Consider the following 24,365-nt stretch of genomic DNA (forward strand, 5'->3'; position numbering starts at 1 on the left):
GGCGGGATCGCCGGTCGTGGCGGGATCGCCGGTCGGACGGCACCGCCGGCCGGCGCGGTAGCGGGTCGGGCAGCGCGGCAGGGTCCGGAGGGGTGGCGGGGCCGGCCGGAACCGCCGTGTTCTGGCAGGTCGGGCCGCGTAGCCTGCGGGGAGGGACGCGTGACCTGTCGGGGGCGGCACGGGTGAAGCTGTGCGACACTCCGGCGACCCCTCGAAGGAGAATCATGCAACTCGACAACTTGCAGGCCCAGCAGCAGTTCCACATCCGGCAGCGGCTCCGGATGATGGTCAACCAGTACGAGGTCCACGCCGTGGCACCGGACGGCTCCGAAGGTGGCCTGCTGGCGTTCGCCCAGCAGAAGCGGCTCGCCTTCAAGGAGCAGGTGACGATCTACACCGACGACTCGAAGCAGCAGCCCCTGCTCGGGTTCAAGGCCCGCCAGCGCCTCGACATCGGCGCCACGTACGACGTGACCGACCACGCCGGCAACCCGATCGGTCTGTTCCGCAAGGACTTCGCCCAGTCCCTGCTCCGGTCCACCTGGCACGTCGAGCAGGCCGGCCTGCCGCAGGTCACCGGCCAGGAGCGCAGCATGCCGGTGGCGCTGCTGCGCCGGTTCGTCGACTCGCTGTCCTGGCTGCCCTACCACTTCGACTTCGTCGCCGGCGGCCAGCCGGTCTTCTCCGTCATCAAGCAGTGGGGTCTGCGCGACCGGTACGTCGTCCAGATCCAGCACCCGCAGGTCGACCGCCGCGTCGTGATCGCGATGGCCGTGGCCCTCGACGCTCTCCAGGGACGCTGATCCGCCCGGGTCGGGGTGCCGGCTTCCGTCGTCCCGACCCGGTCGCGTCCTGCGTGGTCGGGCCGCCCGGCCGGGCACCGCGCCCCTCGACACCTGACTCCCGCAGCACCCCGCCGCCGTAGGCGGCCTGGCCGTGCTGCTGCCGCCACCCGCGAGGCCTTCATCTGATCTGGTGAAGCAGCCGCCGTTCCCGGCGACGACGTCGGCCGCCGGGAACGGCGGGCAACGCGAACGTCTCCCGCAACTCTCCCGTGGCTGGCCGGCGCCGAGAAACAGACCACCCTCGCCGCCGCCCTGGTCCGGGGCTGGCCCGCCACGCTGGTGGAGGCGATGTCCGGCCGGGCGGTCCCGGTCGAGCTGCGCCTGCCGCTCAGCCGCGGACCGGGCCGGCGCGGGCGCTGACCGACGCGACCCGCGCCAGGCCGGGCAGCGGGGTGACGGCCACCTCGGCGGTCACCAGGACGTCGAGTCCGTCGAGTCGACAGGCGAGCAGCCGACCACCGTTGGCGGCGGTGATCTCGGCAGCCCGGCCGCAGGCCGCCGGCTCGCCCAGGAGGGCCTGGCCCGCACCGGCCAGCGCGCCGAAGTCCGCCGCCACCCGGGCCTGCTGCCGGGCCGTCCGGGCCGCGCCGACGGCGGCACCGAACAACCCGACCATGACGAACGCCAGCCCCACGGCGAGCAGGCAGACGGTCGCCCCACCACGCTCCCCCGCCTGCCCCGCCGCGCTCCCCCGCACTTCCACCCCGCTCCCCCGCACCTCCACCCCGCACTCCCACCCCTCCACCGCGTCGCCGCCCCGCCGGTCAGGGCCGCCGTCGCGCCGCCAGCCACGGCCACCGCCGCCCCGCCAGCCACGGCCGCCGTCGCCCCGCCGGCCAGAGCCACCGTTGCCCTGCCAGTCAGGGCCACCGCCGCCCTGCCAGTCAGGACCGTCGCCCTGCCGGTCGACGCCTCCGATTCGCCCGCTCACGGTCCGCCCTCCGACGGCTCGACGCCCGGGGTGGCGGGCTCCGCGACACCGGGCCCGAGGGGGTCCGTCCCCACGACACCGGGTTCCACCGCCGCGACCGCCGTCGCGGTCACGGAGATCCGGGGCAGCCGGGAGCCGAGTGCGCGTACGGGCGCCCGTACGGTGGCGACGACCCGCTGACCGTCGACGGTGACGGTCACCTCCGCTCCCGGCGGGGCCGCCCGGCTGGCAGCGTCCGCCCCGTCGGCGCCCCGGGAGGCGGCCATCGCCGCCTCCCGGGCCGCGTGCAGGCAACCCGCCCTCGTGCCGACGGCGTTGACCGCCGACAGCCCGGCGAGCAGGAGCAGCAGGAGCGCCGGCAGGCCGGCCGCCAGTTCGGCGGTGAAGGAACCCCGGTCACGACCAACCGACCGGCGCTCGGTCACTTGAGCGCCCGGTCGATGACAGCGGTCAACGCGGACTGCACGTTGCCCGAGGTCAGCACCTTCAGCAGGATCCCGGCGAAGGCGACCGCGGCCAGGGTGCCGACGGCGTACTCGGCGGTGTTCATTCCGGCGTCCCCGCGCAGGCGGGCGAGCAGTTTGCGCACGTTCTTTGTCCTTTCTTGACGATGGTCAGAGCACGTCGCCGAGGACGGCGACGATCACCGGCACCAGGCCGGCGAGAATGAAGGCCGGCAGGAAGCAGAGCCCGAGCGGCAGGACGATGAGCACGCCGGCGCGGCGGGCGGCCGCCTCCGCGGCCGTGGACCGGTCGGCACGGAGGTCGTCGGCGAGTCGGGTCAGCGCGCCGGCCAGCGCGGCTCCGCTGTTGGCGCTGCGAAGCACGGCGGCCGTCAGCCGCTCGGCCCCTGGCACCGCCGCGAGCGGAGCCCACGCCTCCTCGGGTCCCCCGCCGAGCCGCAGCAACCGGCCGACCCGGGCGAGACGGTCGGCGAGCGGCCCGTCGAGCGCCCCGGCGACGGCCAGGATCGACCTGTCCACGGGCGCTCCCGCCCGCATCGCCGCCGCCAGCAGGTCGGCGGCGAGCGGAAGATCGGCCGCCTCGCGCAGCCGCCGGTTCCGCACGGCCGGCGGCTCGATCCGACGAAGCAGCCGGTCGAGCAGCAGCGTCGTCGGCACGGCCGCCACCACCCCGGGCCAGCCGCCGACGATGACGGCCACGGCCACGCCGCCCAGACCGGCGGCGACCCGGATGGCGTCCGGCCGCCGCCACCGAGGACGGACGTCGTCGGTCGTGTCGTCGTCTCTACCGACCGGTCGTCGGCGCGTGGCGGCCGGATGCACGCCGACCGGCGCCCTGCGCAGCGCGCGCAGCCGGCGCAGGGGCCGCCGGCCCGCCGCGAGCATCGCGACGAGCAGGCCCGCCGCGGCCACGAAGCCCACTGCCAGCGCCGTCCGAGGCATCAGCTCACCCGTCCCGGCGACGCGCCGAGCCGCTCGGCCCAGAACAGTCCCGCGACCTGGAGCGCGATGGCGACGACCGCACACGCACCACCGACGGGGGTGTGCAGCAGCACCGCCACCGGATCGACGCCGATGCCGTAGCCGAGCCCGATACCGCCGAGCGGCAGGGCGGCGAGCAGCAGAGCGGTGGCCCGGGCCCCGGCCGCCTGGGCCTCCGCCGCGGCCAGGCCACGGTCGGTCGACCGGGCGTCCGCCTCGATCCGCTCCAGCAGCTCCGCCAGCGGCGCGCCCGTCTGGTCGGCGAGGCGTACGGCCGCGCGGGCCAGTCGGTCCAGGCGCCCCGCCCCGCCCAGTTCGTCGCGGGCCCCCGCGTCGCCGTGGCCCCGGCTTCCGACTGCTGTCGCCCCGTCCTGTCGCCCCGGGGATCCGCGGTCGGGCCCCGTCGGACCCGGGATGAGGCGCTCGGCGGCGACCGGTACCGGCAGGCCGGCCCGGAGGTCCGCGGCCAGCCCGCAGAGCTGGTCCAGCCGGTGCCGCCGGGCCCGGACGGCGTACCGGCCGGCCCTGCGTCGGAGCAGCGCGCGAGCGGCCAGCGTGCCGTAGGCGCCGACGGCCACCGCCGCGACCGGGCCGGCCAGCAGCAGGCCGGCTCCGGTGCCGGCCGACGCGGCGAGCAGCAGGGTGCGCCTGGGGGACGCCGCCAGTACGTCCCGTCGGAGCCACCTCGGTCGCCGGTCTCCGCCGAGCGCGTCGGTCACCGCGCCGGGCCGACGCGGCAGGGTAGCCGCCGGGGCGGGCGCTCCGCCGGGGCGCCGGGCGTCCCGCCGAGTGGGCGGCCGGAGCCGACCGGGGCCTCCGCCCCCGCTCGGCGCGTCCCGGTGGTCCAGGTGGCGCACGGATCGGGCCGGGCCCGCAGGTCGCGTCAGCCGAGGATCGCCGCCGCCTCCTCCAGCACCACGGTCGTCTCCGGCCGGCCAGGGCCAGGGCGACCGGTCGACCACGTCCCGCGACGCCCACCGAGCCCCGCCCTCCGGCTCGCGTCCGCTCCCGGGAGTACCGCTGGCCGGGGCGTCCGGGCCTGCCGGCGGCTGCCGGAGGCGAACCCGGGACTCATCGCGCGGGTCGACGGCCTTCGGGCGCGGAACGCCGCCGCTGATGCGCGCCGCCGTGCCGTCCGCGTCCTGACCGGGTGTCCGGCGCAGCTCGGTGATCCAGGCGACGAGCGGGTCCTCCGCGCCGGCACGCGTGCTCCCGCCGACGCCGGCGGCCAGCACACCCCGCCGGCTCCGGCCACCACGCACCGCCCCGGCCACCAGCACCGCCGCCAGGACCGAGAGCAGCGCCACCAGCGCGTACGGGGCGGTCACCTGGGCCCCGCCGATCCGGGCCACGGCTCGGTCAGGACCGGCGGCACCGGTACGCCCCGCTCCCGCAGCAGGTCAGCGAGCGCCGGTGCGGCGAGGTCCGGGCCACGCCCGCGTACCCAGGCGGGAACCGCCGTGACCAGCCGGTCCGGGCCCTCCGGCAGCAGCAGGCAGACCGATTCCAGCACCCGCCCCTCGGTGCTGCGGCGCACCTGGAGCAGCACCTGGAGTGCGGCGGCCACCTGGGCGTGCAGCGCGGGACGGGGTAGCCCGCCAAGCATCCCGAGGGCCTCCAGCCGCGCCGGCACGTCCGACGGGGTGTTGGCGTGCAGGGTGCCGGCGCCTCCGTCGTGGCCGGTGTTCAGGGCGGCGAGCAGATCGACCACCTCCCCGCCCCGGCACTCGCCGACCACCAGTCGGTCGGGCCGCATCCGCAGGGCCTGCCGCACCAGGTCGGTCAGCCCGACCGCGCCGGAGCCCTCCACGTTGGCCGTCCTCGCCTGCAACCCGACGACGTGCGGGTGTCGGGGATGCAGCTCGGCCGCGTCCTCCACCAGCACGATCCGTTCGGTGGCGGGAACCAGTCCGAGCAGCGTGTTGAGCAGCGTCGTCTTGCCTGATCCGGTGCCACCGGTCACCAGGTACGCCAGCCGGGCCGCCACCACGGCGGAGAGCACCGGCGCCACCGGTCGGGGCACCGTCCCCCGGCTCACCAGCTCGTCGAGGGTGAAGGGCCGCTGCCGGAAGGTCCGCAGGGACAAGTAGGGCCCGTCGGTCGCCACCGGCGGCAGCACGGCGTGCAGCCGGGTGCCGTCGGGAAGCCGGGCGTCCGCGTACGGGGAACCGTCGTCGAGCCGCCGGCCGGCGCTGGCGGTGAGCCGCTGCGCGAGCCGGCGTACGTCGTCCACCGTGCCGAGCGGCACCGCGACCTGGTGCAGGCCCCGCCCCCGGTCGACCCAGACCCGGACGCCGTTGACGAGCACGTCGGTGACCTCCGGATCGGCCAGCAACGGGGCGAGCGGACCGGCTCCCACCAGGTCGTCGTGCACCTGGTCGGCCATCCGCAGCACGGCGGTGTCGCCGAGGACGGCGGCGGTGGGCTCCGCCCGTACGGCCGACACGATCGCGGCGGGGGTGACCGGGGCCGCGACGGCCGCGATGCGCTGTCGCACCCGGGCGGCCAGGGTCTCGCCCTCGGACGGCCCGGTCATGCCGCACCCGCCGCCGGCGCGCCGGTCAGCTCGGCGACGATCCGCTGGCAGAGCGCGGCCAGCGGACCCCGGCCGTGCGCGGCCGGGGCCTCGCCCCGCTCCAACCCGCGAGCCAGCGCTGGTTCCGGGCGCAGCGTGCCGGCCAGCGGCAGCCCGAGGGCCCGGGCCACCTCCGCCGCTCCGAGCCGGCCCGGTGCCGGACCGCGCACGATCACCGACATCGCGGCGCAGTGCGGGGCGGCGGCCGCCACCACGCGGGCCGCCGCGGCGGTGGCCCGCAGCTCCGCCGGAACCACCACGTAGACCTGGTCCGCCGCCTGCAGCGCGGTCACGGCCGCGTCGTCCAACTGCCGAGGCAGGTCCACCGCCACGAAGTCCCGCCCCCGCCGTGCGGCGTCGACGGTCGCGGCCATCGCCTGGGCGGGAAGGGCGAGCAGGTCACCCCGGTCCCAGGAGAGCACCACCAGGTCGCCCCGGCTCGGCAGGGCCCGCACCAGCGCAGGCGCGTCCACCCGGCCGTCGGCGCCGGTCAGCGCCGGCCAACGCAGCCCCTCCAACTGTTCCCAGCCGAGCACCAGGTCGAGCCCGCCGCCGAGCGGGTCGGCGTCGACGAGCAGGGTGCGCAGCCGGGCCCGGGCGGCGGTGACGGCGAGCCCGCCCGCCAGGATGCTCGCCCCGGCGCCGCCGCGCCCGCCCAGGACCGCGACGATCCGGGCGCCGCCCCGCTCGACGCCCTCCGGCCCACACTCAGCGAACCGGTCGACCAGCCAGGGCTCGGCGGCCGGGAGCGTCGCCACGTGCTCCGCGCCGATCAGCTCGGCGACCTGCCAGCCGGGGTCGAGTTCCCCGGACCGCCCGACCAGCACCATCCGTGGCCGCTGCGGCAGCCGCGCCCGCAGGCAGGGCTGGGCCTGGTCGGCGCCGACCAGCACCAGCGGTGCCGGCAGCCAGCGGGTGCGGGCCGCGGCGGGGTCGGCGGCGAGTTCCACCTCGACGCCGCCCGCCGCAGCGAGCCGGAGCAGGTCGTCGAGCAGGTCGCCGTCCGAGGTGACGAGCAGCGGCAGGGGCCGGTGCGGCGGGACGGAGGTACGGGGTGGCATCGCGGCCTCCAGCGGTCGGGCTCGGGGTTGCTGACCCGAGACCCTGCTCCGACGCCAGCCGGAACGTCGCCCCGTCCCCACAGCCTGTGGACAACCGCGCGCCCTGTGGACAACGCCCGCCAAGCGACTCGATCTGCTATGGACTCCGGCCGGCCGCACGCGCCTCCAGTTCGGGAATCACCCCGGCTACCGCGACGGCGGCGCGGGCTCCGCGCGGGCCGCGCGAATCGATAGCCTGCGCTGTATGCATCGCAGTCGCGTGTACGCCGTACTGATCGACGCCCCTCGTGCGGAGGCTGCCCGGGCGACGGCCTTCTGGTCGGGAGCCCTGGGTGTGCCGGCCGAACCCGACCCGTCGTACCCGCAGTTCATCGGCCTGCACGACGCCCTACCCGGGCTGGTCATCGCCGTGCAGGAGGTCGACGACGAGCCCCGCTTCCACCTCGACTTCGAGACCGACGATGTCGAGGCCGAGACCGCTCGCCTGGTCGCTCTCGGCGCCACGCAGGTCGCACAGTGGCAGGAGTGCCGGGTGCTGCGCGTGCCCGGTGGGCATCTGGTCTGCGTACTGCCGGTGGAGAGCCGGCCGGAGGTCTTCGACGCCGAGGCCAGAACCTGGCCGTGACACCTGTGCCGGCACACCGAGAGCTGCGGGTGCCTGGTCCGGCGGGTCACTTGTATCGGCCTCGGGCGTCTGTCCGCGCTCGGCGTCCGGGGCCGTCCACGTCCCGCCTGCTGCTGTCACCGCGGCTGTCGACAGTCACCCCGGCCGCGTCCGTACATGAAGATCATGCTCGGTTGGCGAGCTTAGGATCATGTAGTGACGTACGCCCGCCTTCGCAGGTTGTCGGCTGTCGTTGGTTGGGCGTTCTACCTGGCGGCGGGCATCGGGCTGTGGCTGCACTGGGGTTTCGCAGTCTGGCTCCTCACGGGCGCGGGGATGCTCACCATTCAGTGGTCCTACGGTTTCGGCCGGCGCGAGTCACTCCCGCACGACGGGCGTGAGCAGGACGACGATGGGCAGGAAGGAGAGGTAGCCAGAGCCGCGGAGAGGGTTCTGAGGTGGTACCCGAAGTGGTGGTAGGTCAGCGCCGTCGCTAATCTGGCCGCTCGCTGGTGCGCTCCGGACCTGCGGCATGCCTACGCGACCTGACTGGTCATCGACGATGTCCCGATCAAGCTGGCGCGGCGGGTCATGGCCACGAGCAGGCGTCAACGACGCTCAATCGTTATACGCACACCCCGAACGACTACGCCGCCCGGGTTTCGGCGGCCTACAGGCTCTCTGCTGCCTTTGGCCAAGAATCCGCCGCCGGAGAGCGGCCTCCACGGGGGCGGAGACGGCCTGCGACCTGTGTCGGAGCGCTCCCGGGGGAAAGGGACGACCCCCGTCGGGGGATGCGGTCTCAAGCTGTCGGCCGCTGCCAGCTGGTAGCGGCCCGCGTCGGCGAGCAGGTGTCGGACGTCGTCGATTCACGTTCGAGGTCGACCCGCGTCGACGCTCTCGCTGCTTTCTTGCTGCCTCGCTGCCTGACGTCTCGCTTACAAGCTCTGTGCGTCGCGTCCGCACGCGCCCGGCAACGGCTGCACGGTCGGAGCTTTGCTCGTGCCAGCCCTCGGCAGCATGCCATCGTCCAGCGGCGTTGCTGTCAGCGTTGCTGTCGACAGCATTGGGAACCGCCCCTCATCAGTCCTCGCAGCATCTTTCTGCTGTCTCGGCGCTCGCTGCTCGGCCAGCACTGCGGCAGCCTGGCGGCTTTGTCACGGAGCCTGGAGCTGCGTGGGATGTAGGTCACACACGCCTGCCCGGCTACCCTCTGGCTGACCCGAGAACCTCGCCAGCCAGCCCCGAAGGAAGCCCATGCCCCCGTCGCGCCGACCTCCGACGGCCATCCCGAGCAAGCACTACACAGATTCGGTGGAGAATCCCCTTCACCGCGACGGCTCCTACGTCTGGGCTCCGCTTGCGCAGGAATGGAGGATCGCGACCCCCGAGGAGTTGGTTCGTCAGGCGTTCATCCACCGCCTACACACGCACTACGGGTACTCGCTTGAGCAGATGGTCCAAGAGAAGCCGATGCAGGTTGGGCGTCGGTCGACACGAGCGGACATCCTTGTCTGTCGCGATGCCGCCGCCAAGGCAGAGAATCGCGATTATGTCCTGGCCGTGGAGACGAAGGCTGAACACGTCCCTCTGCTGGTGGAGGACTACTGGCAGGGCGAAAGCTACGCCCGCTCGGCCGAATGCGAGTTCCTTGTGATGCACAACCACAAGGAAACTCGCTGCCTCCTAGTGAGGTCCGGGGCACCAGGAACGCTTGTAGAAGTCGCGGATCTCCCGTCAGCGGCAGACCTCGTTGACAGCCGCAGGATGGCGGCCGTTCGGCGTGCCACCAAGGCGTTCACCCGGGATGAATTCAGAAAGCTTCTGCACGAGTGTCATTCGATCCTGCGTGACAACCACAAGATGGATCCTGGGTCAGCCTTCGACGAAATCTCGAAGGTCCTCTTCATTAAGATGGGCTTCGAGCGAACTGGCGAGCGGGAGCGCTTCACTCGCGACTACGTGGACAGGTACGCGCAGATGCGGCGCAGCAAGCCGGAAGGGGTGCTGCAAGATCTCTACGAAGACGCCAAGAAGATCTACGAGGCAGACGAGCTCTTCGGTAAGGAAGATACCCTCCGCCTCTCTCTTGCCACTTTTCGTCGAATCGTGGCGAAACTCGAAGGCTTTGACCTCTCGGCAACCAGTGATGACGTCAAGGGGATAGCCTTCGAACGTTTTCTCGGCCAAACCTTCCGGGGAGAGCTGGGACAGTTCTTTACGCCCCGACCAGTCGTCGATTTCATGGTCGAGATTCTGGATCCCGGAGAAGGCGACCTCGTGTGCGACCCAGCCAGCGGCACGGGTGGCTTCTTGATCAAGGTCTTTGAGCACATTCGCGCCAAAATCCTCGCGGATGTCGAGAGCAGCAAACGACAGGTCCGCGCGGACCTAGAGGCAAAAGCCAAAACCGAAGGCTGGACAGACGAGCAACTCCAAGCGGAAATCGAGGATGCGTTCGCCAGGCTCAACTCCCAGCTGAACGACTCGGATGAAGGCTCACGGATATCCCTCTTGTCCCGCGCGACCATCTATGGGTCCGATGCCGAACCGCGGGCGGCGCGGACGAGCAAGATGAACATGATTATGCACGGCGATGGGCACGGTGGAATCTACTACCACGACGGTCTCATCGACGTCGGAGGGATTTTCCCCGGCCGTTTCAAGTACGTGATCACCAACCCGCCATTCGGATCCAACGTGGGCCGCGATCAAATCGTCGGCGCAACTGAACAAACCCGGGTGTTGGATGATCCAAAGCGCATCAAGCTCTACACCGACCTCTACAAAGATGATTGGCACTCCAGCCACGTCAGGCTCCACCGGGCAGCCAAAGAGCGTTTGCCCATCCTCGGCCTATTCGACATCGGCCGAGACCCGATTGGTGGCCCTGCAGCAACGTCGAAGATCCGAGCCAACAGGTCCACCGAAACGTTGTTCGTCGAGCGCTGCATCGACCTCTTGGAGCGCGGCGGAAAACTTGGCATTGTTTTGCCAGAAGGAATCCTCAACAACCCCTCGATGCAGTGGCTGCGGGACTACGTTGAAGGACGGGCCAAGCTCCTCGCGGTCGTCTCCGTCCCTCACGAGGTATTTGCCAGCTCAAAGGCCACTGTAAAGACGTCACTCGTCTTTCTTCAGCGCTTCACTGAGGAGGAAGAAGACGCATGGGCCGATGCCGTTAATGAAGGCAAGGTATTTGCGCAGGAGTGGGCGGCCGAGCAGCGGGAATTGGCAGAAGCCGAATCCGTTGCCGCATGCAAGGCGCTCGGACCGGCTGCCGCGCGTATGCGACACCTGCTCGGTGAGCGGAACCAACTTACGGACGAAGTCATCGTCCTGCAACGCTCGTTCAGGGCCGCCATGAAGAGCCTGAGCGCCCAAGACAAAGCAGAGGTACGCCGCTACCAGCGGGCCGCCAGTTCGAACACGTTCGCACCCGCAGACGCCTTGTTCGCAGATGGCATTTTCGCCTCCTCCTCCGCGAACCCCGAAGACGCCATAAAGATGTGGGCTCACATTCGATCCACTGAAGACAGCATCAACGCGCTGCAGCAGGAATTTGACTCTCTCTCGCTATCTCTGAACGAATCGCAGCTTGACGCGATCCAAGAAGTGTTCTCTGCCGAAGCAGCAGCCTTGGCTGATATTCGGGACCGAACTGAGGGAGTCGCGCGTCGGCGAGCACGAGAGATTTTTGATTATCCGATCTTTATGGCCGAGGTGGAGAAAGCAGGAATTACGGCGACTGGCGATACTGGCCCCGATGTCCCGAATGAACTCCCTGAAGTCCTTGAACGTTATCGCGCGTTCGTGAGGAAGCACAGGGAGCAAGAGCATGTATAGCAAGGTCGCACGCTTCGCCGAGCTGAAGCGCTGGGACGTCAAACAACTTAGGACTCTGTCCTGGCCGCAGGAATCCAGCCTCCTGGAGCCGCTGTCGCGTCTCGCTGTGCGGCGATCTGAGCCGGCGCTTTCGACTGTGCCTCTTGGGAGCATCTCGTTTGACGGAAGCGTAACCGTTCGCGCTGGCGACAGGTCCATTCAAGGTAGGACGTATCTAGCCAAGAGCGGGGATCTGGTTTTCAGCAAGATCGACGCTCGGAACGGCGCGATCGGGATTGTCCCGGCCTCGATCGATGAACTGGCTTTCTCCACTGAGTATCCGATCTTCGACCTTACTTCTGCGGAAGCGCTCCTTCCCGAATACGCGGCGCTTCTACTGCGAACGCCGATCTTCCTGTCACAGCTCGAAGGACTTGCGGCAGGACATAGCGGGCGCAAGCGTGTCACCCCAGAGGATTTCTTGGCGCTTCGCGTCCCAGTGCCCGACCAAGAAGTGCAGCGGTCGATTGTTGCCGAGTACGAGGAAAAGCTTGCGAGCGCGATGCAGCGGATCGCAATGGTTGAGGATGTCGTACCTCAAGCCATGGCCGAAATCCATGACGTTCTTGGCATCTCGATGGATCTCCGGCAGGCGGTTGACACTCGCTTCACAGCTCAGCTCAGCCAGCTCAGTACCTGGAGTGTCCGCCGCACCAGATCTGATTTGTCTGGACTCTCGGACGAATTGCGATGCGCCTTCCCTGTCCGGAGGCTTGGCGACCGAACAGTGGCCATGATCCTGCGAGGAGTCTCCAAGTCGCCTCGAAACCGTCCGAACCAGAACGCCCGCCCCTACCTCCGGGTCGCCAACCTGCAAGCGGGATTCATTGACCTATCGGATATTCGGACTATTGATGTCCCGGAGGACAATTTTGAATCGGTGCGCCTCCACGTGGACGACGTGCTTGTATGTCGGAATAACAGTCTCGAACTAGTCGGCAAGGCAGCGCTGTGGAGGGGCCAGATCGAAGAATGCACTCACGACGACCACATCTTCCGGGTTCGAGTCGCCAACAATGCCGTTAACCCCGGCTACTTAGAGGCATACATCAACACTCCCTACGCGCAAGCCTGGCTCCAGAGCCGAGCTCAGGTAACGACCAACCTTGCGGGAATTCCAGGATCGGCGCTGGCAAGTCTTCCGGCGCCCGTTCCAGGTGAAGCGATCCAACTGAAGGTGGAATCGATCTATCAAACTGCGCTGGACACATACGCCACAACAATTGACCGAGCTTACGAGACCCTTGAAGAGGCAAAGTCGCTCGCGGCTGCCAACGTGTCGAACGTTGCGCCCCGGACCTTGGGTTGAGCACCTCAAGTTCCACGTTGGTTCATGGTGGAACTGCCAGAACAACCAGATGGGAGAACCTCCACCGGCCACCGACCTAGTGGAAGCCAGACGCACCTGATCAGGGTAGAACTGGCAACGGCTGAACGCCTTCGATGCCGCAGGCTGCATCTTCGACTTCCGCTAACGCCGTCATCTGCCATCCCGTCGCCGTCGACCCGCCCTCAGGGGAGCGGGGCGCCGCCCGGCCCGCCATGTCAAGACGGCCTTGACGCACGGTCCGACGCTGGCGGGCTGGGCGGTGGTCTGCTCGGCTCGTCCCGGGTCGTCGGCGGCGGGATGGCTACAGCAACCACCCACGGACCGCGACGCGCCGACGGAGCCCGGCCATCCTGGAGCCGGAGCGCCCCCGCCGGAGGCGCAGTAGCCGCAACCCGCCACCCGCCCCCAGCTCGCCGACGTGGCCGGCGTGCGCTTCCCTACGCCGCGCGGGCTCTTGGCCGCGTGGCCCGGCCGGCTGCCGGCCCACCACGCCACCGGGCAACGGCCTGTCGTCATCCGGCGGCCCACGGGGCTACCCGCCCTCCGCGCCAGCCGCCGGGCGTGTTGCGTGACCGGAGTCGGAGCGCCAGCGGAGCGACGGGCACGCGCCCTGGCGGCGGCGCGTGCGGCCCGTTCAGGGCCGCCTTGAAGACGTACAGAAAGTTTGAACCACTTCGCCCGCAGCCGGCCGGCCCTGCCTCGCCACCGCCCGGACACGGGATGGCGTGGGCTGAGTGCGCTCCGTACCCTGACGGCATGGCCGCCTTCGTCGATACTGCCCGGGAAGTTGCGCGACACCTGCTGGAGAAACCGCTACCTCGTCGGTGGCGTCACGTCCAGGCGGTCGCCGCCAAAGCGGACAGGATCAGCGGGGCGGTTCCCGCCGAGGACCGGGATGTGCTCGTAGCCTCCGCGTGGCTGCATGACGTGGGCTACAGCCCCGACTTGGTCGACACCGGCTTTCACTCCCTCGACGGTGGTCGGTGGCTTCGGCGCGAGCAGTTCAATGAGCGGGTCGCCGCTCTGGTGGCGCACCACTCCTGTGCCTGGCTGGAAGCGGAAGAACGTGGACTCGATGAGGTCTTGGCCGCCGAGTTTCCCCGGGAAGAGACGCCGGTAACCGATGCGCTCTGCTTCTCGGACATGACGACCGGGCCGGACGGCCAAGACTTCGAGGTGCTGGATCGGCTCGCGGAGATTCGGTCGCGGTACGGGCCGGAGCACCTGGTGACCCGGTTCATCTGCCGGGCGGAACCGGAGATGGTCGCCGCTGTGCAGCGAACTCAGCGCCGGCTCTCGGGCAGCGTCGCTCAGCCGATGTAGGGCTCGGGGCGTTCCTCGTAGCCGTGGGTGATGCGGAGCAGCGTCGACGGGTGGATGTCGAGCGCGCCCAGCTCGTCGCGGGCGACCCATCGGACGTTGCTTGACTCGTCACTCGGCGTCGGGGTGCCGCCGACGGGTACCGCTCGCAGGCAGAGCGAGAACTGCTGTCGCACCTCGCCGTCGGAGTAGGCGACTACATGGCCAGGGTCGGAGTAGACGCCGACCATCCCGGTCACCTCGACCCGCACGCCGGTTTCCTCATGGGTCTCCCTGACCGCGGTTCCTGCGACCGACTCGCCGATCTCCTGGCCGCCGCCGGGAAGTGACCACAGGCCGTTGTCGGTGCGCTGGATGAGCAGCACCCGGCCGGCCTCGTCTCGGGCGAAGACGGACACCGCCACCACGATGCTGTTTGCCTTCGGCGCGTTCGGGTCGTGGTAGTGCTCGGTTCTCGCCATGGTCCTAGGCTGCCACCTCGCCGCCCGGCTGGGGCTTCGAGGCCTTCCGGACCCGGTCGAAGCTGTCGGCGTAGGTGCCGAACAGGTCGCCGCCGTTGAGTCGCCGAAGGTGCATCACGGGTGCGTGCGGTGCGTGGCGCCCGAGTACGTGCATGTTGACCAACATCTCGTCATCGAACCGGTAGATCGAGTTGTACAACGTCGTGTCGTGGTAGAGCACCGTCACCCCGGGCGCGCCTTCGAGCCGGTTGTAGTACTGCTGGACTTGGCCGATCTTCGCGGCCATGAGGCCGGGCGCACCCTCCTCGACGCTTCTCCGCTCGATCGCCTCACTGGTCGGGTCACCGAGCAGAATCGTCACCTCGACGCCGTCAATACCCTTTTGACGCAGGACGTCGATAAGCCTCGGGTCCTGCTCCACGAGGAAAAGACCGGCGTAGGCCAGGATGTCAATCCGCTCCTCTGCTCGCTCGATCAGGCGACCCCAGAGGTCGTACGGTACGGAGGATCGCCGGGAGTAGATCTGGAGCAACTCGCTCTGTCCGATTCTCGACGCCCTCTCCGGCGTCACCGCCTTGGGCCAGAGGTAGGGGACGTCTTCGCGCACCACGGCCGCGATCGCGTGCCGGTGACGTGGATAGGGAGTCCGGTCTTGGGTGATCCACCGCTCTACCGTCTTCGGGTCGACACCGATCTTTTCGGCCACCGCGCCCGGGGTCAGCCCGTTACGCAGGATGGCATCACGTAGCCGGTCGTTTGCCATTCGACCCTCCTCAAGGGACGACTAGGGACGAGTAAGACAGTAACCTAGACGTCCCTTAGTCGTCCAGCTCGAAGGATGGGGTGTCCGTCGCTTTTCGGGAGTCTTATCGCAGAGGCCACGAGCAAGAGTCCACCGGGGACAAGCTCAACAACTGGCCCGAGACACAGGAGGTATCTCGTGAAGCTGTACGTGGACACCAAGGCGAAGCAGGTGACGGTGTCGAGGGACCCCGAGCCGAAGAACGACCAGAACGGCAACCAGCGGTCCGAAAAGGGAACGGGCCGGCTCATGTGGTCCACCCAGGTCTTCGTTCTCGACGAGACGGGCGGTGAGGTCATCTCCATCACCACGGCGGGTGAGAAGCCGAGCGTGATGGTGGGACAGCTCATCGACGTCGAGCAGTTGGAGGCCATTCCGTGGGCGACCAACGGGCGTAACGGCGTCGCGTTCCGTGCGATCTCGCTGAAGCCGAAGGCTGGTTCGGCGGCAAAGTAGTCCTTCGCGCATCGTGCTGTGTGAAGCCTGCGGTGTCTCCTGAAGCGGCCTGCGGTCCGCTCTCCTGATCCACCTTGAGTCCGGGAGCGTTACTGGCTCCTACTCTCCCGGCCTCGGCAATCCATCGGATTGCCACCACCTAGTTGCACGGGGCCGGTATGGCCACTCGTGCCGCCGGCCCCGTGCCGGTTCTTCCCTCTATTCCATTGCAGCCGCCGGCTGCGCTCACGAGGAGGAACACATGTCGAATTTCCGTTACTACGTCACGTTTTTCCACACCACCGCTGATGGTGTCCAGGTTGAGTACTTCGAGTACCAGCCGGCCAGCCCGATCCGGGGCTATGACGACATCGCCAAACTGACCGACCTCATTCGCGGCTGGGGCCGCAAGCAGGTCACCGTGCTGGGCTTCTCGCCCTTGGCGGACGAGGAGTAGATCACCCTCGCACGCCAACTGATCCGAAATTCGAGCGCGGGGCCGGTACTGGCTCCTACACCTGCCGGCCCCGTGCTCTCCAACCCATCCAGCCCAATTGCTTGGGAGGACGTGTCGTGTCCAAGTCTAGCCCTCGCCGCTCGTTCGGGCGGAAGTCAACCGGAACCGTGACAGTTATCGAAGCCAAGGTTCACCGGTCCTCGGCCCGGAACGCCCGGATGGCGTTCATCCTCGCTGCGGTCATCATCGGCATCCTGACGGCCGTGGTGGCCGCTTCCTACGTACACCCGATCATCGCGCTGTTCATCGGCGTAGCCGTCGGCGTCCCGTGCGGCGCGTTGGCCTGGCTCCTGGTCCGCGTGTGGCCGGTGCTACGGCTGCTGTGGTGGTGGACCCCTGAAATCGTCCTTACCACCCTGCTGCTCGCGGGCTGGGTTCAGCTAGCCACCCACACCCCGACCCTCGTCACCCTCGCCGTTGTCGCCGTCGTCCTCGGCGTCCCGGCCGCTGTTCCCGCTCTCCGCCGCCAGGTCGTCGCCTGGGTGTGGTGCCTGATCGTGCGCCACCGGCTGCGGGTGTGCTTCGCACAGTTCATCGTCGCCAACCAGTCCGGCTCCCTCCCGCTGATCCTCTGGGCCAAGCCGACGCCGGTCGGTGAACGGGTCTGGGTCTACCTACGGCCCGGCCTGTCCCTGGCAGACCTGGAAGGTCGACTCGACAAGATCGCCGTCACCTGCCACGCCTCGTCCGTCCTGGTGGAGCGGGCCGCCGACGGCAACGCCGCTTACCTGCGGTTCGACATCAAGCGCCGCGAGGTGCTCACCGCAACCGTCACGTCACCGCTGGCCGACGCCATCCCAACCGACACTCCGGCGACCGACCGGCCGACGCCGGTCGTCCCCACCGCCCTGGACCTGCCCGACGTCCAGGCCCCCACCATCGCGCTGCCCGTCCAGCAGCCCAAGAAGCCGGCCGCCACGTCGGCCAACGGCAGCAAGCCGGCCGCCACGCCGTCGCCCGAGGGCGACGACATCTCCGACTGGATCTGACCTACCCGCACCCATCCGGACGCGGGGAGCCCCAACGGGCTCCTTCGTGTGGCTTCCCGCGCCCACCAACGCCCAAGGAGGGCAACCCATGACCATGGCAACCGCCCCGACCGCCGGCATTCCGGTGGGGCCCGGCCTGTCGATGTTCGACCCGATCTTCCTCGGCATCGACGAGTTCGGCCAGCCCGTCTACGTCACCCTCGCCTACCGCAACCTCCTCGCCGGCGGTGAGCCCGGTGGAGGCAAGTCCGGCCTGCTCAACGCCATCGCCGCCCACGCGGCGCTGTCGGCGGATTCCCGGCTCGTTCTGCTGGACGGCAAGCTCGTCGAGCTGGGCCAGTGGGAGGACTGCGCTGACGCCTTCATCGGCCCCGACATCACCGCCGCTCTCGACGTCCTGCGACGTCTTCAGCAGGTAATGAACAACCGGTACGCCTGGCTGCGCGCCCACGGGCGCCGCAAGGTCACCGCTGCCGACGGTCTGTCCGTCATCACCGTCCTGGTCGACGAGATCGCCTTCTACTCCGCCACCATCGGCGGCAAGCAGGAACAGGAAGAGTTCGTCGCCCTCCTGCGTGACCTGGTCGCACGCGGCCGTGCCGCCGGCATTCCGGTCGTCGCCGCTACCCAACGGCCGTCGTTCGACATCATCCCCACCAGCCTGCGGGACCTGTTCGGCTACCGCGCTGCCTTCCGCTGCACCACTCCGAACAGCTCGAACATCGTCCTCGGTCACGGCTGGGCCGAGCAGGGCTACTCCGCCACCGACATCGCCCCCACCAACCAGGGTGCGGCCTACCTCATCGCCGAGGGCGGCGTTCCCCGCCGCATCAAGGTCGCCTACCTGTCCGACGCCCAGATCGCCGGCATCGCCGACTACGCGGCCTGGATCCGCCGTCCCAGCGGCATCACCACCCCGACCGGCTCTCCTTCTGACTGGGGGATCGCGGCATGACCACCCGAGAGCGCGTCGTCATCCGTCTCAACAACCAGCGGGCCACCCGGTACACCGATCTCTTGGTAATCGGCACTCCCGAAGACCTGGCCCCGATGTTCGGAGCCGCCAGCCGCCTTGGGCGACTCGTCTTCATCTCCGCGCCGATTCCGATGGGCGGCAACGACACCCGCTTCCGCCGCTACGTGCGGCTGCGCAACCAGTAGCAGTCGACAGGACCGACCACGCCTGCCAGCAACGCCGGTCCTGCCGACCTCCACCAACGCCCTCGAAAGGACGTGGCTGTCATGAAGGCTACCCAAAAGCCACCCGCCGGAGTCCAGGTCACACCTGCCGACCTGCTCCGGCTCGCTGCCCTCTATCTGCGCCGGCACGGCTGGACCCAGGGCACCTACTACGCCACCACCGACACCCTCACCTCGCCGGCCTGCGCCGTCGGGGCCATCGGCATGGCCTGCGCCGGAAAGCCGCTCATGCACCCGGTCCTCCTCTCTTCCGCCGACGAGGACATCTACCGCCAGAGCATCGCCGCGCTCGTCAACTACCTCGACGCCTTCGCTCCCGTCTTCCACATCGACGAAGACGGCCACCTGCTCGACGAGCACACCTCCCCCTACTCGTGGAACGACGACCCGGCCCGCACCGCCGAGCAGGTCATCACCGCCCTCCTGGCGGCTGCTGACGACTGGGACTGCCTCCACACCCAGGGAGGCGAGAACCGATGAGCACTGTCAAGGAGACCTTGACGCCTCTGCCTCGACAGCAGCGACGCCGGGACGTCGTCGAGAACGACGAATTCGCCGCCTTCACCCGGCGCATCATCCGCGCCCACGGCCGCCGCGTCGCCACCGGCGACGTCGAAGCCCTCCGCGACCTCGTCGCGCTTTCCGCCAACCTCGACCAAGCCATCACCGATGCCGTCATCGGCCTCCGCGCCTTCGGCTACTCCTGGGCCGAGATCGGTCAACGGCTCGGCATCTCCCGCCAGGCCGCCCAGCAGCGCTGGGGAGACCGCCCATGACCACCCTCACCGACATCCCCACCGGCCTGGCCCGCCGCTTCTACGACCCGACCGGCAGCCGCTACGGGTTCCCCACCTACCCCTTCCAGTCCGCCCCCGCCGGGCTGGCTACTCGCCGGCAACTGCGCGCCGCCGGCCTACGTCCGGGCGGTCATGACCCCGTCGCGCAGATTCTCTGGCGTCGCGGCAAGCGCCTCGCCTACCTCTACCGCCTCGGCCTCGCCCAACCCAAGCGTCTAGCCACCCCCGCCCAGCGGGAGGCCATCGCTAAGGCGCTGCGTGCCCGGCGGACCTGCCGCACCTGCGGGCTCGTGCAGCCCTACTACATCCCCCGCCGCTACGGCTGCTGCCTCGACTGCCACGGAGGCCACCGATGAACACGCCCAACCCCTGCCCCTGCGGCGACTACTACTGCGCCGACAACACCCCGCTGACCACCATCGACCGCCGCGACTGCTGCCAGTACTGCGGCTTCTACAACTGCGATGTCTGCGGCTGGACCGCCCCCGCACCGACCGGGGGTGACCCGCGATGAAACCCGGCACCCGCATCGAGGGCGTCGTCCTGGTCCTCATCCTCCTCACCGTCGCCGGCTTCGCCGGAGCCGCATCCTTCACCCACGTCAAAGACTGGACCCTGGCCAACTCCCCCAACGGCACGGGTGAGTGGTTCGGCTGGGCCAACGCGGTCATCTCCGAACTCGTCCCCATCGCCTGCCTACTCACCATCCGGCGACGCCGCCGCCTCGGCGCACCCATCGGCTACCCGCTGTTCCTGCTCATCGCCGCCGCCGGCCTCTCCCTCGCCGCACAACTCGCCGTCGCCAAGCCAGGCATCTCCGGATGGCTCCTGTCCACCGTTCCCGCCCTGGCGTTCATGGCCCTGGTCAAACTCGTCCTCGCCCCGACCCCCACCAGGTCGGAAGACACCACGCCGACCATCGAGCAGGTCGAGCCGATCCGCGTTCAGGTGGCCGAGCAGGTCACCACCGAACCGGCACCGCCGGCCATCACCCCCGCACCCGAACCGACCCCAACCCCGGCCGCCGAGCCGGCCCCGGCTGCTGAGCCGGTTGTTGAGCCGACCCCGGCTGCTGAGCCGGAACTCGTCACCGCCCCGGCCCCTGAGCCGGTCGACGTCCCTGCCCACCTGTTGCCCATGGCCCGCTTCGCGGCCGTGCAGCACGAACAGTCCACCGGAGCACCCATCACCCCCGCCGAGCTGGCCGACCGGCTCGACGTCGCCCCGGCCGTCGCCGGGCAACTCCTCGCCATGGCCCGGGATGCCCGATGACCATCCACCTCGTCGACATCGAACACATCGAACACACCTGCCCCGCCCACCCCGACGGGCACCCGTACGACATCCGCCGCACCCTCGTCGACGTCATCCCCGGCGGCCCCTGCCGCGCACCGGTAACCATCCGCTGCGGCAACACCACCACCCACATCCCGTGTCACCGGCACGAGCCGGCCAAGCGCCAATGCGGCGCCTGCCGGGTCATCGTCACCGAACGCACCATCACCACCCGCACCCCTGAGGTGTCGGCCTGATGGCGTCGACGCTGGACCTCACACCCCGGACCACCACGGCCCGGGGTGTGGGCTCGAACGCCGACGTCCCGCCCGTCTACACCTACACCGCCGCCGGCTCCGCCTTCGCCCGCGCCACCCAACCCGACTACTACGGCTGGATCGAGCACGTCCGCGCCGCCGCCGGCTGCACCCGCCCCATCCGCCTCGCCGGCCAACTCCTCACCGTCGACGCCTCCACCGGGCGGGTGTTAAACCAGCGCCACACCGACACCATGCCCGACGCCGCCATCTACACCGCCTGCGGCAACCGACGCGCTACCGTCTGCCCCTCCTGCGCCCAGACCTACCAACGCGACGCCTACCAACTCCTGCGCGCCGGACTCATCGGCGGCAAAGGCGTCCCCGAAACGGTCGCACAGCATCCGGCGGTGTTCGCCACCTTCACCGCACCGTCCTTCGGCACCGTGCACGTCCGCGCGGTCCGCAAGCACACCTGCGGCAACCGGAAGCGCTGCGACTGCCGACCGGAGCCCTGCCACGCCCGCCGCGACGCCGGACTCTGCCCCCACGGCCAACCGGCCGTCTGCTGGGCCCGCCACGGCCCCGGTGACACCGTCCTCGGCCAGCCCTTGTGCCTAGATTGCTACGACCACGCTCACCAGGTCGTCTGGAACCTCTACTCCGGCGAACTGTGGCACCGCACAAAGCAAGCCGCGGAACGCCACCTAGCGAAGCTCGCCCGCCGCCGCGGCATCCCCCGCGTCGAGGTCATCACCGCGTCCGGCAACACCCGCACCGTTCCACCTGTACGGCGCACGGTAAAGCCGCCGAGTTCCAAGCACGCGCAGCCGTCCACTTCCACGCCCTGGTCCGCCTCGACGGCGTCCACCCCACCGACCCCACCACCGTCGTCCCACCCCCGGCCGGCTTTACCGTCACCGACCTCGACGACGCGCTCCGCCACGCCGCCGTACAAGTCGCCTTCCACACCCCCGGACACCCCGACCGGGCCGACGGCTGGCCCATTGCCTGGGGTGAACAGCTCGACATCCGCCCCATCAGCCTGACCGGGGGCGGTGAGGTCACCGACAGCATGGTCGCCGGCTACCTTGCCAAGTACGCCACCAAAAGCACCGAGATAACCGGGCACCGCTCCGTCAGGCTCACCGCCGACACCATCGGCGACTACGCCGACCCCGACGGCGACCACACCGCCCGCCTCATCGACGCCTGCTGGCGCATCGGCCGACCCACCGGCACCCCCGTGCCCCTGCTCGACCGGCCTCGCGACCCCCGGCCCCGGCCCGGCTTCGTCCGAGCTTGGGAATGCCCCGACTGCGGCACCCACACCCGCTACGCCGCCTGCCCCACCTGCGTCGCCGACCGTCAAGGCAGCCTTGACACCGAATCGACGAAACCGGCCACGGCCAACCCGTATGCCCGGCTGCGTCGGTGGGCGCACATGCTCGGCTTCGGCGGCCACTTCCTCACCAAGGCCCGGCGGTACTCCGTCACTTTCCAACTCCTGCGAGACACCCGCGCGGCCTTCCGTCGTCACGAGGACCAGGACCACGCGCACCCTGGGCGGCAGCTCGTCGACGAGCACCACGACGACACCACGCTCATCGTCGGCACCCTCACCTTCGCCGGCGTCGGCTGGCACACCACCGGTGACGCCCTCCTCGCCAACACCGCCGCCGCCATGGCCAGGGAGCGACGAACCACCGGCCGAGAAGAACTCGCGCACGAACTCGGCACCACCCCGGCCGGCACCACGCCGGCTGTTGTCTGACCCCGCAGACCCGAGGAGGTCATCCGTCATGAGCACCACCGCCCGCCCGAGTCCCGTCGTTCGGCTCGTCCCTCGCACCGGGGCGACCGTCGTCGGGCCGGTCACCTACACCGTTCGGGAAGTCGCCAAGCTGCTGGGTATCTCGCTGGGCAGCACGTACGCCCTCGTTCGGGACGGCACGATTCCGGCGACCCGTCTGGGTGGCCGCTGGCTCATCCCCCGCACCCGATTCCACGCCTGGCTCGACGGCGTTACTGAGGACCAGGCCGCCACCGGTACCGAGCACGGACGGAGGCGCTGATGGGCTTCGTCCGCAAGACTCCGGCCGGTACATTCCGTGCCTGCTGGCGTGACCCGGCAGGGTCGCAGAAGTCGAAGAGCTTCCGCACCAAGCGGGAGGCCAACGCCTTCCTCGTCGAAGTGGAAGGCGGACTCAACCGAGGGACCTACGTCAACCCGCATGCCGGCCGGACCCGATTCGGCCACTTCGCCGAGCAGTGGCTAGCCACCAGAACCGTGGAGGCGCGTACTGCTGAGCGAACCCTGTCCATGCTCCGCACTCATGTCCTGCCCAAGTGGGGCGACTGGCCGCTCGGCAAAGTCGACTTCATGTCGGTACAGGAGTGGGTGACCGGCCTGGGCCGCGAGCTTGCGCCGACCACGGTCGCCAAGTGTTACCAACTGCTGTCGATGATCCTCCGTACGGCCGTTCAGGCGCGGCTGATCGCCATCAACCCCGCCGAGGGCATGAAGCTCCCGCGCGACCGATCCCGTGACGTCAGGCCCATCACGATCAGCCGGGAGGACTTCTTCGGCAGGCTGCTTCCGGCCGTGCCGTCCCGTCACCGTGGGATCGTCTCGGCTGCGGCCGGCGCGGGCCTGCGCTGGGGCGAGTGTGCCGGGCTGACCTGGTCGTCGGTCGACCTCGATCGTGCCCTGCTGCGCGTCGTCCAGGTCGCCGAGGAGACCCACGGTGGCATCGTGCTCCGTCCGTACCCGAAGAGTCGCGCTGGTGTGCGTAGCGTCCCGCTACCAGGCTTCCTGCTGTCCGCGCTGCGCCAACTGCAGGCCGAAGCCGGCGATCCGGACCCGCGAACGCTCATCTTCCGTGACCGGGTCGGGCGCCCACTGCGCCGGTCCAACTTCCGCCGTCGGGTCTGGCTGCCCTCGCTGGTGCGCGCCGGGCTGCTCGGTCAGGTCCTCAACACCGGCCAGCATCGGTACCGCGCCGTCTGGCCGGACCGGGAGGGTGTCGAGTGGTCCGCCGAGTTCACCACCGAGCGGGAAGCGGTCGTCTGTGTGGCAACAAGGGCCGTCGGCGGCATGCGGTTTCACGATCTGAGACATGCCTACGCCACCTGGTTGGTCACCGACGGCGTCCCGATCAACCTGGTGCAGCGGGTCATGGGCCACGAGCAGGCGTCAACGACGCTCAATCGTTATACGCACACTCCGGATGACTACGCCGCCCGGGTCCTGGCAGCTTTCGACAGCTCTGCTGCCTCCCTGCTGCCTCCGGCCGAGAATCCGCCTCCGGAGAGCGGCCTCCAGGGGGATGGGGATGACCTGTGACCTGGATCGGAGCGCTCCCGGGGGAAAGGGACGACCCCCGTCGGGGGGAGACGGGGGTCGTCGAAGGTTCGGCTCCGGGGGGGTCGAGCCGAACCCACTCAGCGGTCACGGGGGGTGCAACCGCCGAGGGTCTGCCTGTTGTACGAGATGTGAACACTCGTCGCATCAACAAGTCTGCCTGAGCGGACCTGTATACGTCGAGTGGTGTTGCCTCCACTCCCTGCGAAATAATGTTCGCAGAGTGTGACCATCATCACGATGAGCGAGGGTGGCGGAGGGCCGGCCCGCAG

Annotated in this window: 27 protein-coding genes and 2 pseudogenes; 20 read left to right on the top strand and 9 right to left on the bottom strand. The window is 69.7% G+C overall.

Annotation, left to right across the window (positions count from 1 at the left end):
* The first annotated feature begins 224 nt into the window (after positions 1-224).
* On the top strand, positions 225-803 hold the full coding sequence (locus tag AB0883_RS11735) for a hypothetical protein (protein WP_366641160.1): 579 nt from the start codon (positions 225-227) through the stop codon (positions 801-803).
* Positions 804-1,173: 370 nt separating this feature from the next.
* Here the strand turns inward: AB0883_RS11735 and AB0883_RS11740 are convergent, their stop codons facing one another.
* From AB0883_RS11740 to ssd, 7 genes and pseudogenes are all read right to left on the bottom strand, one after another.
* A complete protein-coding gene (locus tag AB0883_RS11740; protein WP_366641711.1) occupies positions 1,174-1,569 on the bottom strand; it encodes an Rv3654c family TadE-like protein in 396 nt (131 codons plus the stop codon).
* A 203-nt stretch (positions 1,570-1,772) separates the two neighbouring features.
* Positions 1,773-2,201 carry a TadE family type IV pilus minor pilin gene (locus AB0883_RS11745; RefSeq protein ID WP_366641161.1) on the bottom strand — a complete coding sequence of 143 codons (429 nt, stop codon included), beginning with the start codon at positions 2,199-2,201 and terminating at the stop codon, positions 1,773-1,775.
* On the bottom strand, positions 2,198-2,365 hold the full coding sequence (locus AB0883_RS11750) for a DUF4244 domain-containing protein (protein ID WP_076470820.1): 168 nt from the start codon (positions 2,363-2,365) through the stop codon (positions 2,198-2,200). The genes AB0883_RS11745 and AB0883_RS11750 overlap by 4 nt, the downstream gene beginning before the upstream one ends.
* A gap of 25 nt (positions 2,366-2,390) precedes the next feature.
* Complete coding sequence (locus AB0883_RS11755) at positions 2,391-3,125, bottom strand: type II secretion system F family protein (protein ID WP_366641712.1); 735 nt, start codon at positions 3,123-3,125, stop codon at positions 2,391-2,393.
* A 56-nt stretch (positions 3,126-3,181) separates the two neighbouring features.
* Positions 3,182-4,018, bottom strand: a pseudogene (locus tag AB0883_RS11760) (hypothetical protein); the annotation flags it as partial.
* Between the two features lie 527 nt (positions 4,019-4,545).
* Positions 4,546-5,757: a TadA family conjugal transfer-associated ATPase gene (locus AB0883_RS11765; protein ID WP_366641162.1), complete on the bottom strand. Its 1,212-nt coding sequence runs from the start codon at positions 5,755-5,757 to the stop codon at positions 4,546-4,548.
* Positions 5,754-6,857 (bottom strand): septum site-determining protein Ssd, encoded by a 1,104-nt coding sequence (ssd, locus tag AB0883_RS11770; protein WP_366641163.1) that lies wholly within the window; start codon positions 6,855-6,857, stop codon positions 5,754-5,756. The genes AB0883_RS11765 and ssd overlap by 4 nt, the downstream gene beginning before the upstream one ends.
* Positions 6,858-7,101: 244 nt before the next feature.
* Between ssd and AB0883_RS11775 the strand changes: the two genes are divergently transcribed.
* From AB0883_RS11775 to AB0883_RS11790, 4 genes are all read left to right on the top strand, one after another.
* The gene (locus tag AB0883_RS11775) at positions 7,102-7,482 is read left to right on the top strand and encodes a VOC family protein (RefSeq protein WP_366641164.1); all 381 of its coding nucleotides are present in this window, start codon (positions 7,102-7,104) and stop codon (positions 7,480-7,482) included.
* 1,293 nt (positions 7,483-8,775) lie between these two features.
* Positions 8,776-11,307: an N-6 DNA methylase gene (locus tag AB0883_RS11780; protein ID WP_366641165.1), complete on the top strand. Its 2,532-nt coding sequence runs from the start codon at positions 8,776-8,778 to the stop codon at positions 11,305-11,307.
* The gene (locus AB0883_RS11785) at positions 11,300-12,655 is read left to right on the top strand and encodes a hypothetical protein (protein ID WP_366641166.1); all 1,356 of its coding nucleotides are present in this window, start codon (positions 11,300-11,302) and stop codon (positions 12,653-12,655) included. Before AB0883_RS11780 ends, AB0883_RS11785 begins: the two co-directional genes overlap by 8 nt.
* 777 nt (positions 12,656-13,432) lie before the next feature.
* Positions 13,433-13,999, top strand: a complete 567-nt coding sequence (locus AB0883_RS11790; RefSeq protein WP_366641167.1) for an HD domain-containing protein — start codon at positions 13,433-13,435, stop codon at positions 13,997-13,999.
* On the opposite strand, the gene AB0883_RS11795 is transcribed toward AB0883_RS11790, so the two are convergent.
* Positions 13,987-14,457, bottom strand: a complete 471-nt coding sequence (locus tag AB0883_RS11795; protein ID WP_366641168.1) for an NUDIX domain-containing protein — start codon at positions 14,455-14,457, stop codon at positions 13,987-13,989. The two genes, AB0883_RS11790 and AB0883_RS11795, sit on opposite strands and share 13 nt — an antisense overlap.
* Before the next feature lie 4 nt (positions 14,458-14,461).
* Positions 14,462-15,220: an XRE family transcriptional regulator gene (locus tag AB0883_RS11800; protein WP_366641169.1), complete on the bottom strand. Its 759-nt coding sequence runs from the start codon at positions 15,218-15,220 to the stop codon at positions 14,462-14,464.
* A gap of 177 nt (positions 15,221-15,397) precedes the next feature.
* Here AB0883_RS11800 and AB0883_RS11805 point away from each other — a divergent pair, with 177 nt between their 5' ends.
* The 15 genes and pseudogenes from AB0883_RS11805 (at position 15,398) to AB0883_RS11875 (ending at position 24,075) form a co-directional block, all read left to right on the top strand.
* Complete coding sequence (locus tag AB0883_RS11805; protein WP_088998260.1) at positions 15,398-15,715, top strand: hypothetical protein; 318 nt, start codon at positions 15,398-15,400, stop codon at positions 15,713-15,715.
* Between the two features lie 241 nt (positions 15,716-15,956).
* Complete coding sequence (locus tag AB0883_RS11810) at positions 15,957-16,151, top strand: hypothetical protein (protein WP_366641170.1); 195 nt, start codon at positions 15,957-15,959, stop codon at positions 16,149-16,151.
* A 167-nt stretch (positions 16,152-16,318) separates the two neighbouring features.
* The gene (locus AB0883_RS11815; RefSeq protein ID WP_366641171.1) at positions 16,319-17,200 is read left to right on the top strand and encodes a hypothetical protein; all 882 of its coding nucleotides are present in this window, start codon (positions 16,319-16,321) and stop codon (positions 17,198-17,200) included.
* Between the two features lie 88 nt (positions 17,201-17,288).
* Positions 17,289-18,155 (top strand): FtsK/SpoIIIE domain-containing protein, encoded by an 867-nt coding sequence (locus AB0883_RS11820; protein WP_366641172.1) that lies wholly within the window; start codon positions 17,289-17,291, stop codon positions 18,153-18,155.
* A complete protein-coding gene (locus AB0883_RS11825) occupies positions 18,152-18,361 on the top strand; it encodes a hypothetical protein (protein ID WP_366641173.1) in 210 nt (69 codons plus the stop codon). The genes AB0883_RS11820 and AB0883_RS11825 overlap by 4 nt, the downstream gene beginning before the upstream one ends.
* An 81-nt stretch (positions 18,362-18,442) precedes the next feature.
* A complete protein-coding gene (locus tag AB0883_RS11830) occupies positions 18,443-18,880 on the top strand; it encodes a hypothetical protein (RefSeq protein WP_366641174.1) in 438 nt (145 codons plus the stop codon).
* A complete protein-coding gene (locus tag AB0883_RS11835) occupies positions 18,877-19,176 on the top strand; it encodes a hypothetical protein (protein WP_366641175.1) in 300 nt (99 codons plus the stop codon). Before AB0883_RS11830 ends, AB0883_RS11835 begins: the two co-directional genes overlap by 4 nt.
* A complete protein-coding gene (locus AB0883_RS11840) occupies positions 19,173-19,553 on the top strand; it encodes an RRQRL motif-containing zinc-binding protein (RefSeq protein WP_366641176.1) in 381 nt (126 codons plus the stop codon). The genes AB0883_RS11835 and AB0883_RS11840 overlap by 4 nt, the downstream gene beginning before the upstream one ends.
* Positions 19,550-19,711: a hypothetical protein gene (locus AB0883_RS11845; RefSeq protein WP_334607467.1), complete on the top strand. Its 162-nt coding sequence runs from the start codon at positions 19,550-19,552 to the stop codon at positions 19,709-19,711. Before AB0883_RS11840 ends, AB0883_RS11845 begins: the two co-directional genes overlap by 4 nt.
* Positions 19,708-20,469: a hypothetical protein gene (locus AB0883_RS11850; protein ID WP_366641177.1), complete on the top strand. Its 762-nt coding sequence runs from the start codon at positions 19,708-19,710 to the stop codon at positions 20,467-20,469. The genes AB0883_RS11845 and AB0883_RS11850 overlap by 4 nt, the downstream gene beginning before the upstream one ends.
* Positions 20,466-20,729: a hypothetical protein gene (locus tag AB0883_RS11855; protein WP_366641178.1), complete on the top strand. Its 264-nt coding sequence runs from the start codon at positions 20,466-20,468 to the stop codon at positions 20,727-20,729. Before AB0883_RS11850 ends, AB0883_RS11855 begins: the two co-directional genes overlap by 4 nt.
* Positions 20,729-21,412: pseudogene (locus AB0883_RS11860) on the top strand (replication initiator); the annotation flags it as partial. The gene AB0883_RS11855 and the pseudogene AB0883_RS11860, both read left to right, overlap by 1 nt.
* Positions 21,403-22,503 (top strand): replication initiator, encoded by a 1,101-nt coding sequence (locus AB0883_RS11865; protein WP_366641179.1) that lies wholly within the window; start codon positions 21,403-21,405, stop codon positions 22,501-22,503. The pseudogene AB0883_RS11860 and the gene AB0883_RS11865, both read left to right, overlap by 10 nt.
* A 28-nt stretch (positions 22,504-22,531) precedes the next feature.
* Complete coding sequence (locus tag AB0883_RS11870; protein WP_366641180.1) at positions 22,532-22,804, top strand: helix-turn-helix domain-containing protein; 273 nt, start codon at positions 22,532-22,534, stop codon at positions 22,802-22,804.
* On the top strand, positions 22,804-24,075 hold the full coding sequence (locus AB0883_RS11875; protein WP_366641181.1) for a tyrosine-type recombinase/integrase: 1,272 nt from the start codon (positions 22,804-22,806) through the stop codon (positions 24,073-24,075). Before AB0883_RS11870 ends, AB0883_RS11875 begins: the two co-directional genes overlap by 1 nt.
* Positions 24,076-24,365 lie beyond the last annotated feature (290 nt).

It is taken from the genome of Micromonospora sp. NPDC047812 (genome assembly GCF_040704175.1).
Classification (GTDB): domain Bacteria; phylum Actinomycetota; class Actinomycetes; order Mycobacteriales; family Micromonosporaceae; genus Micromonospora.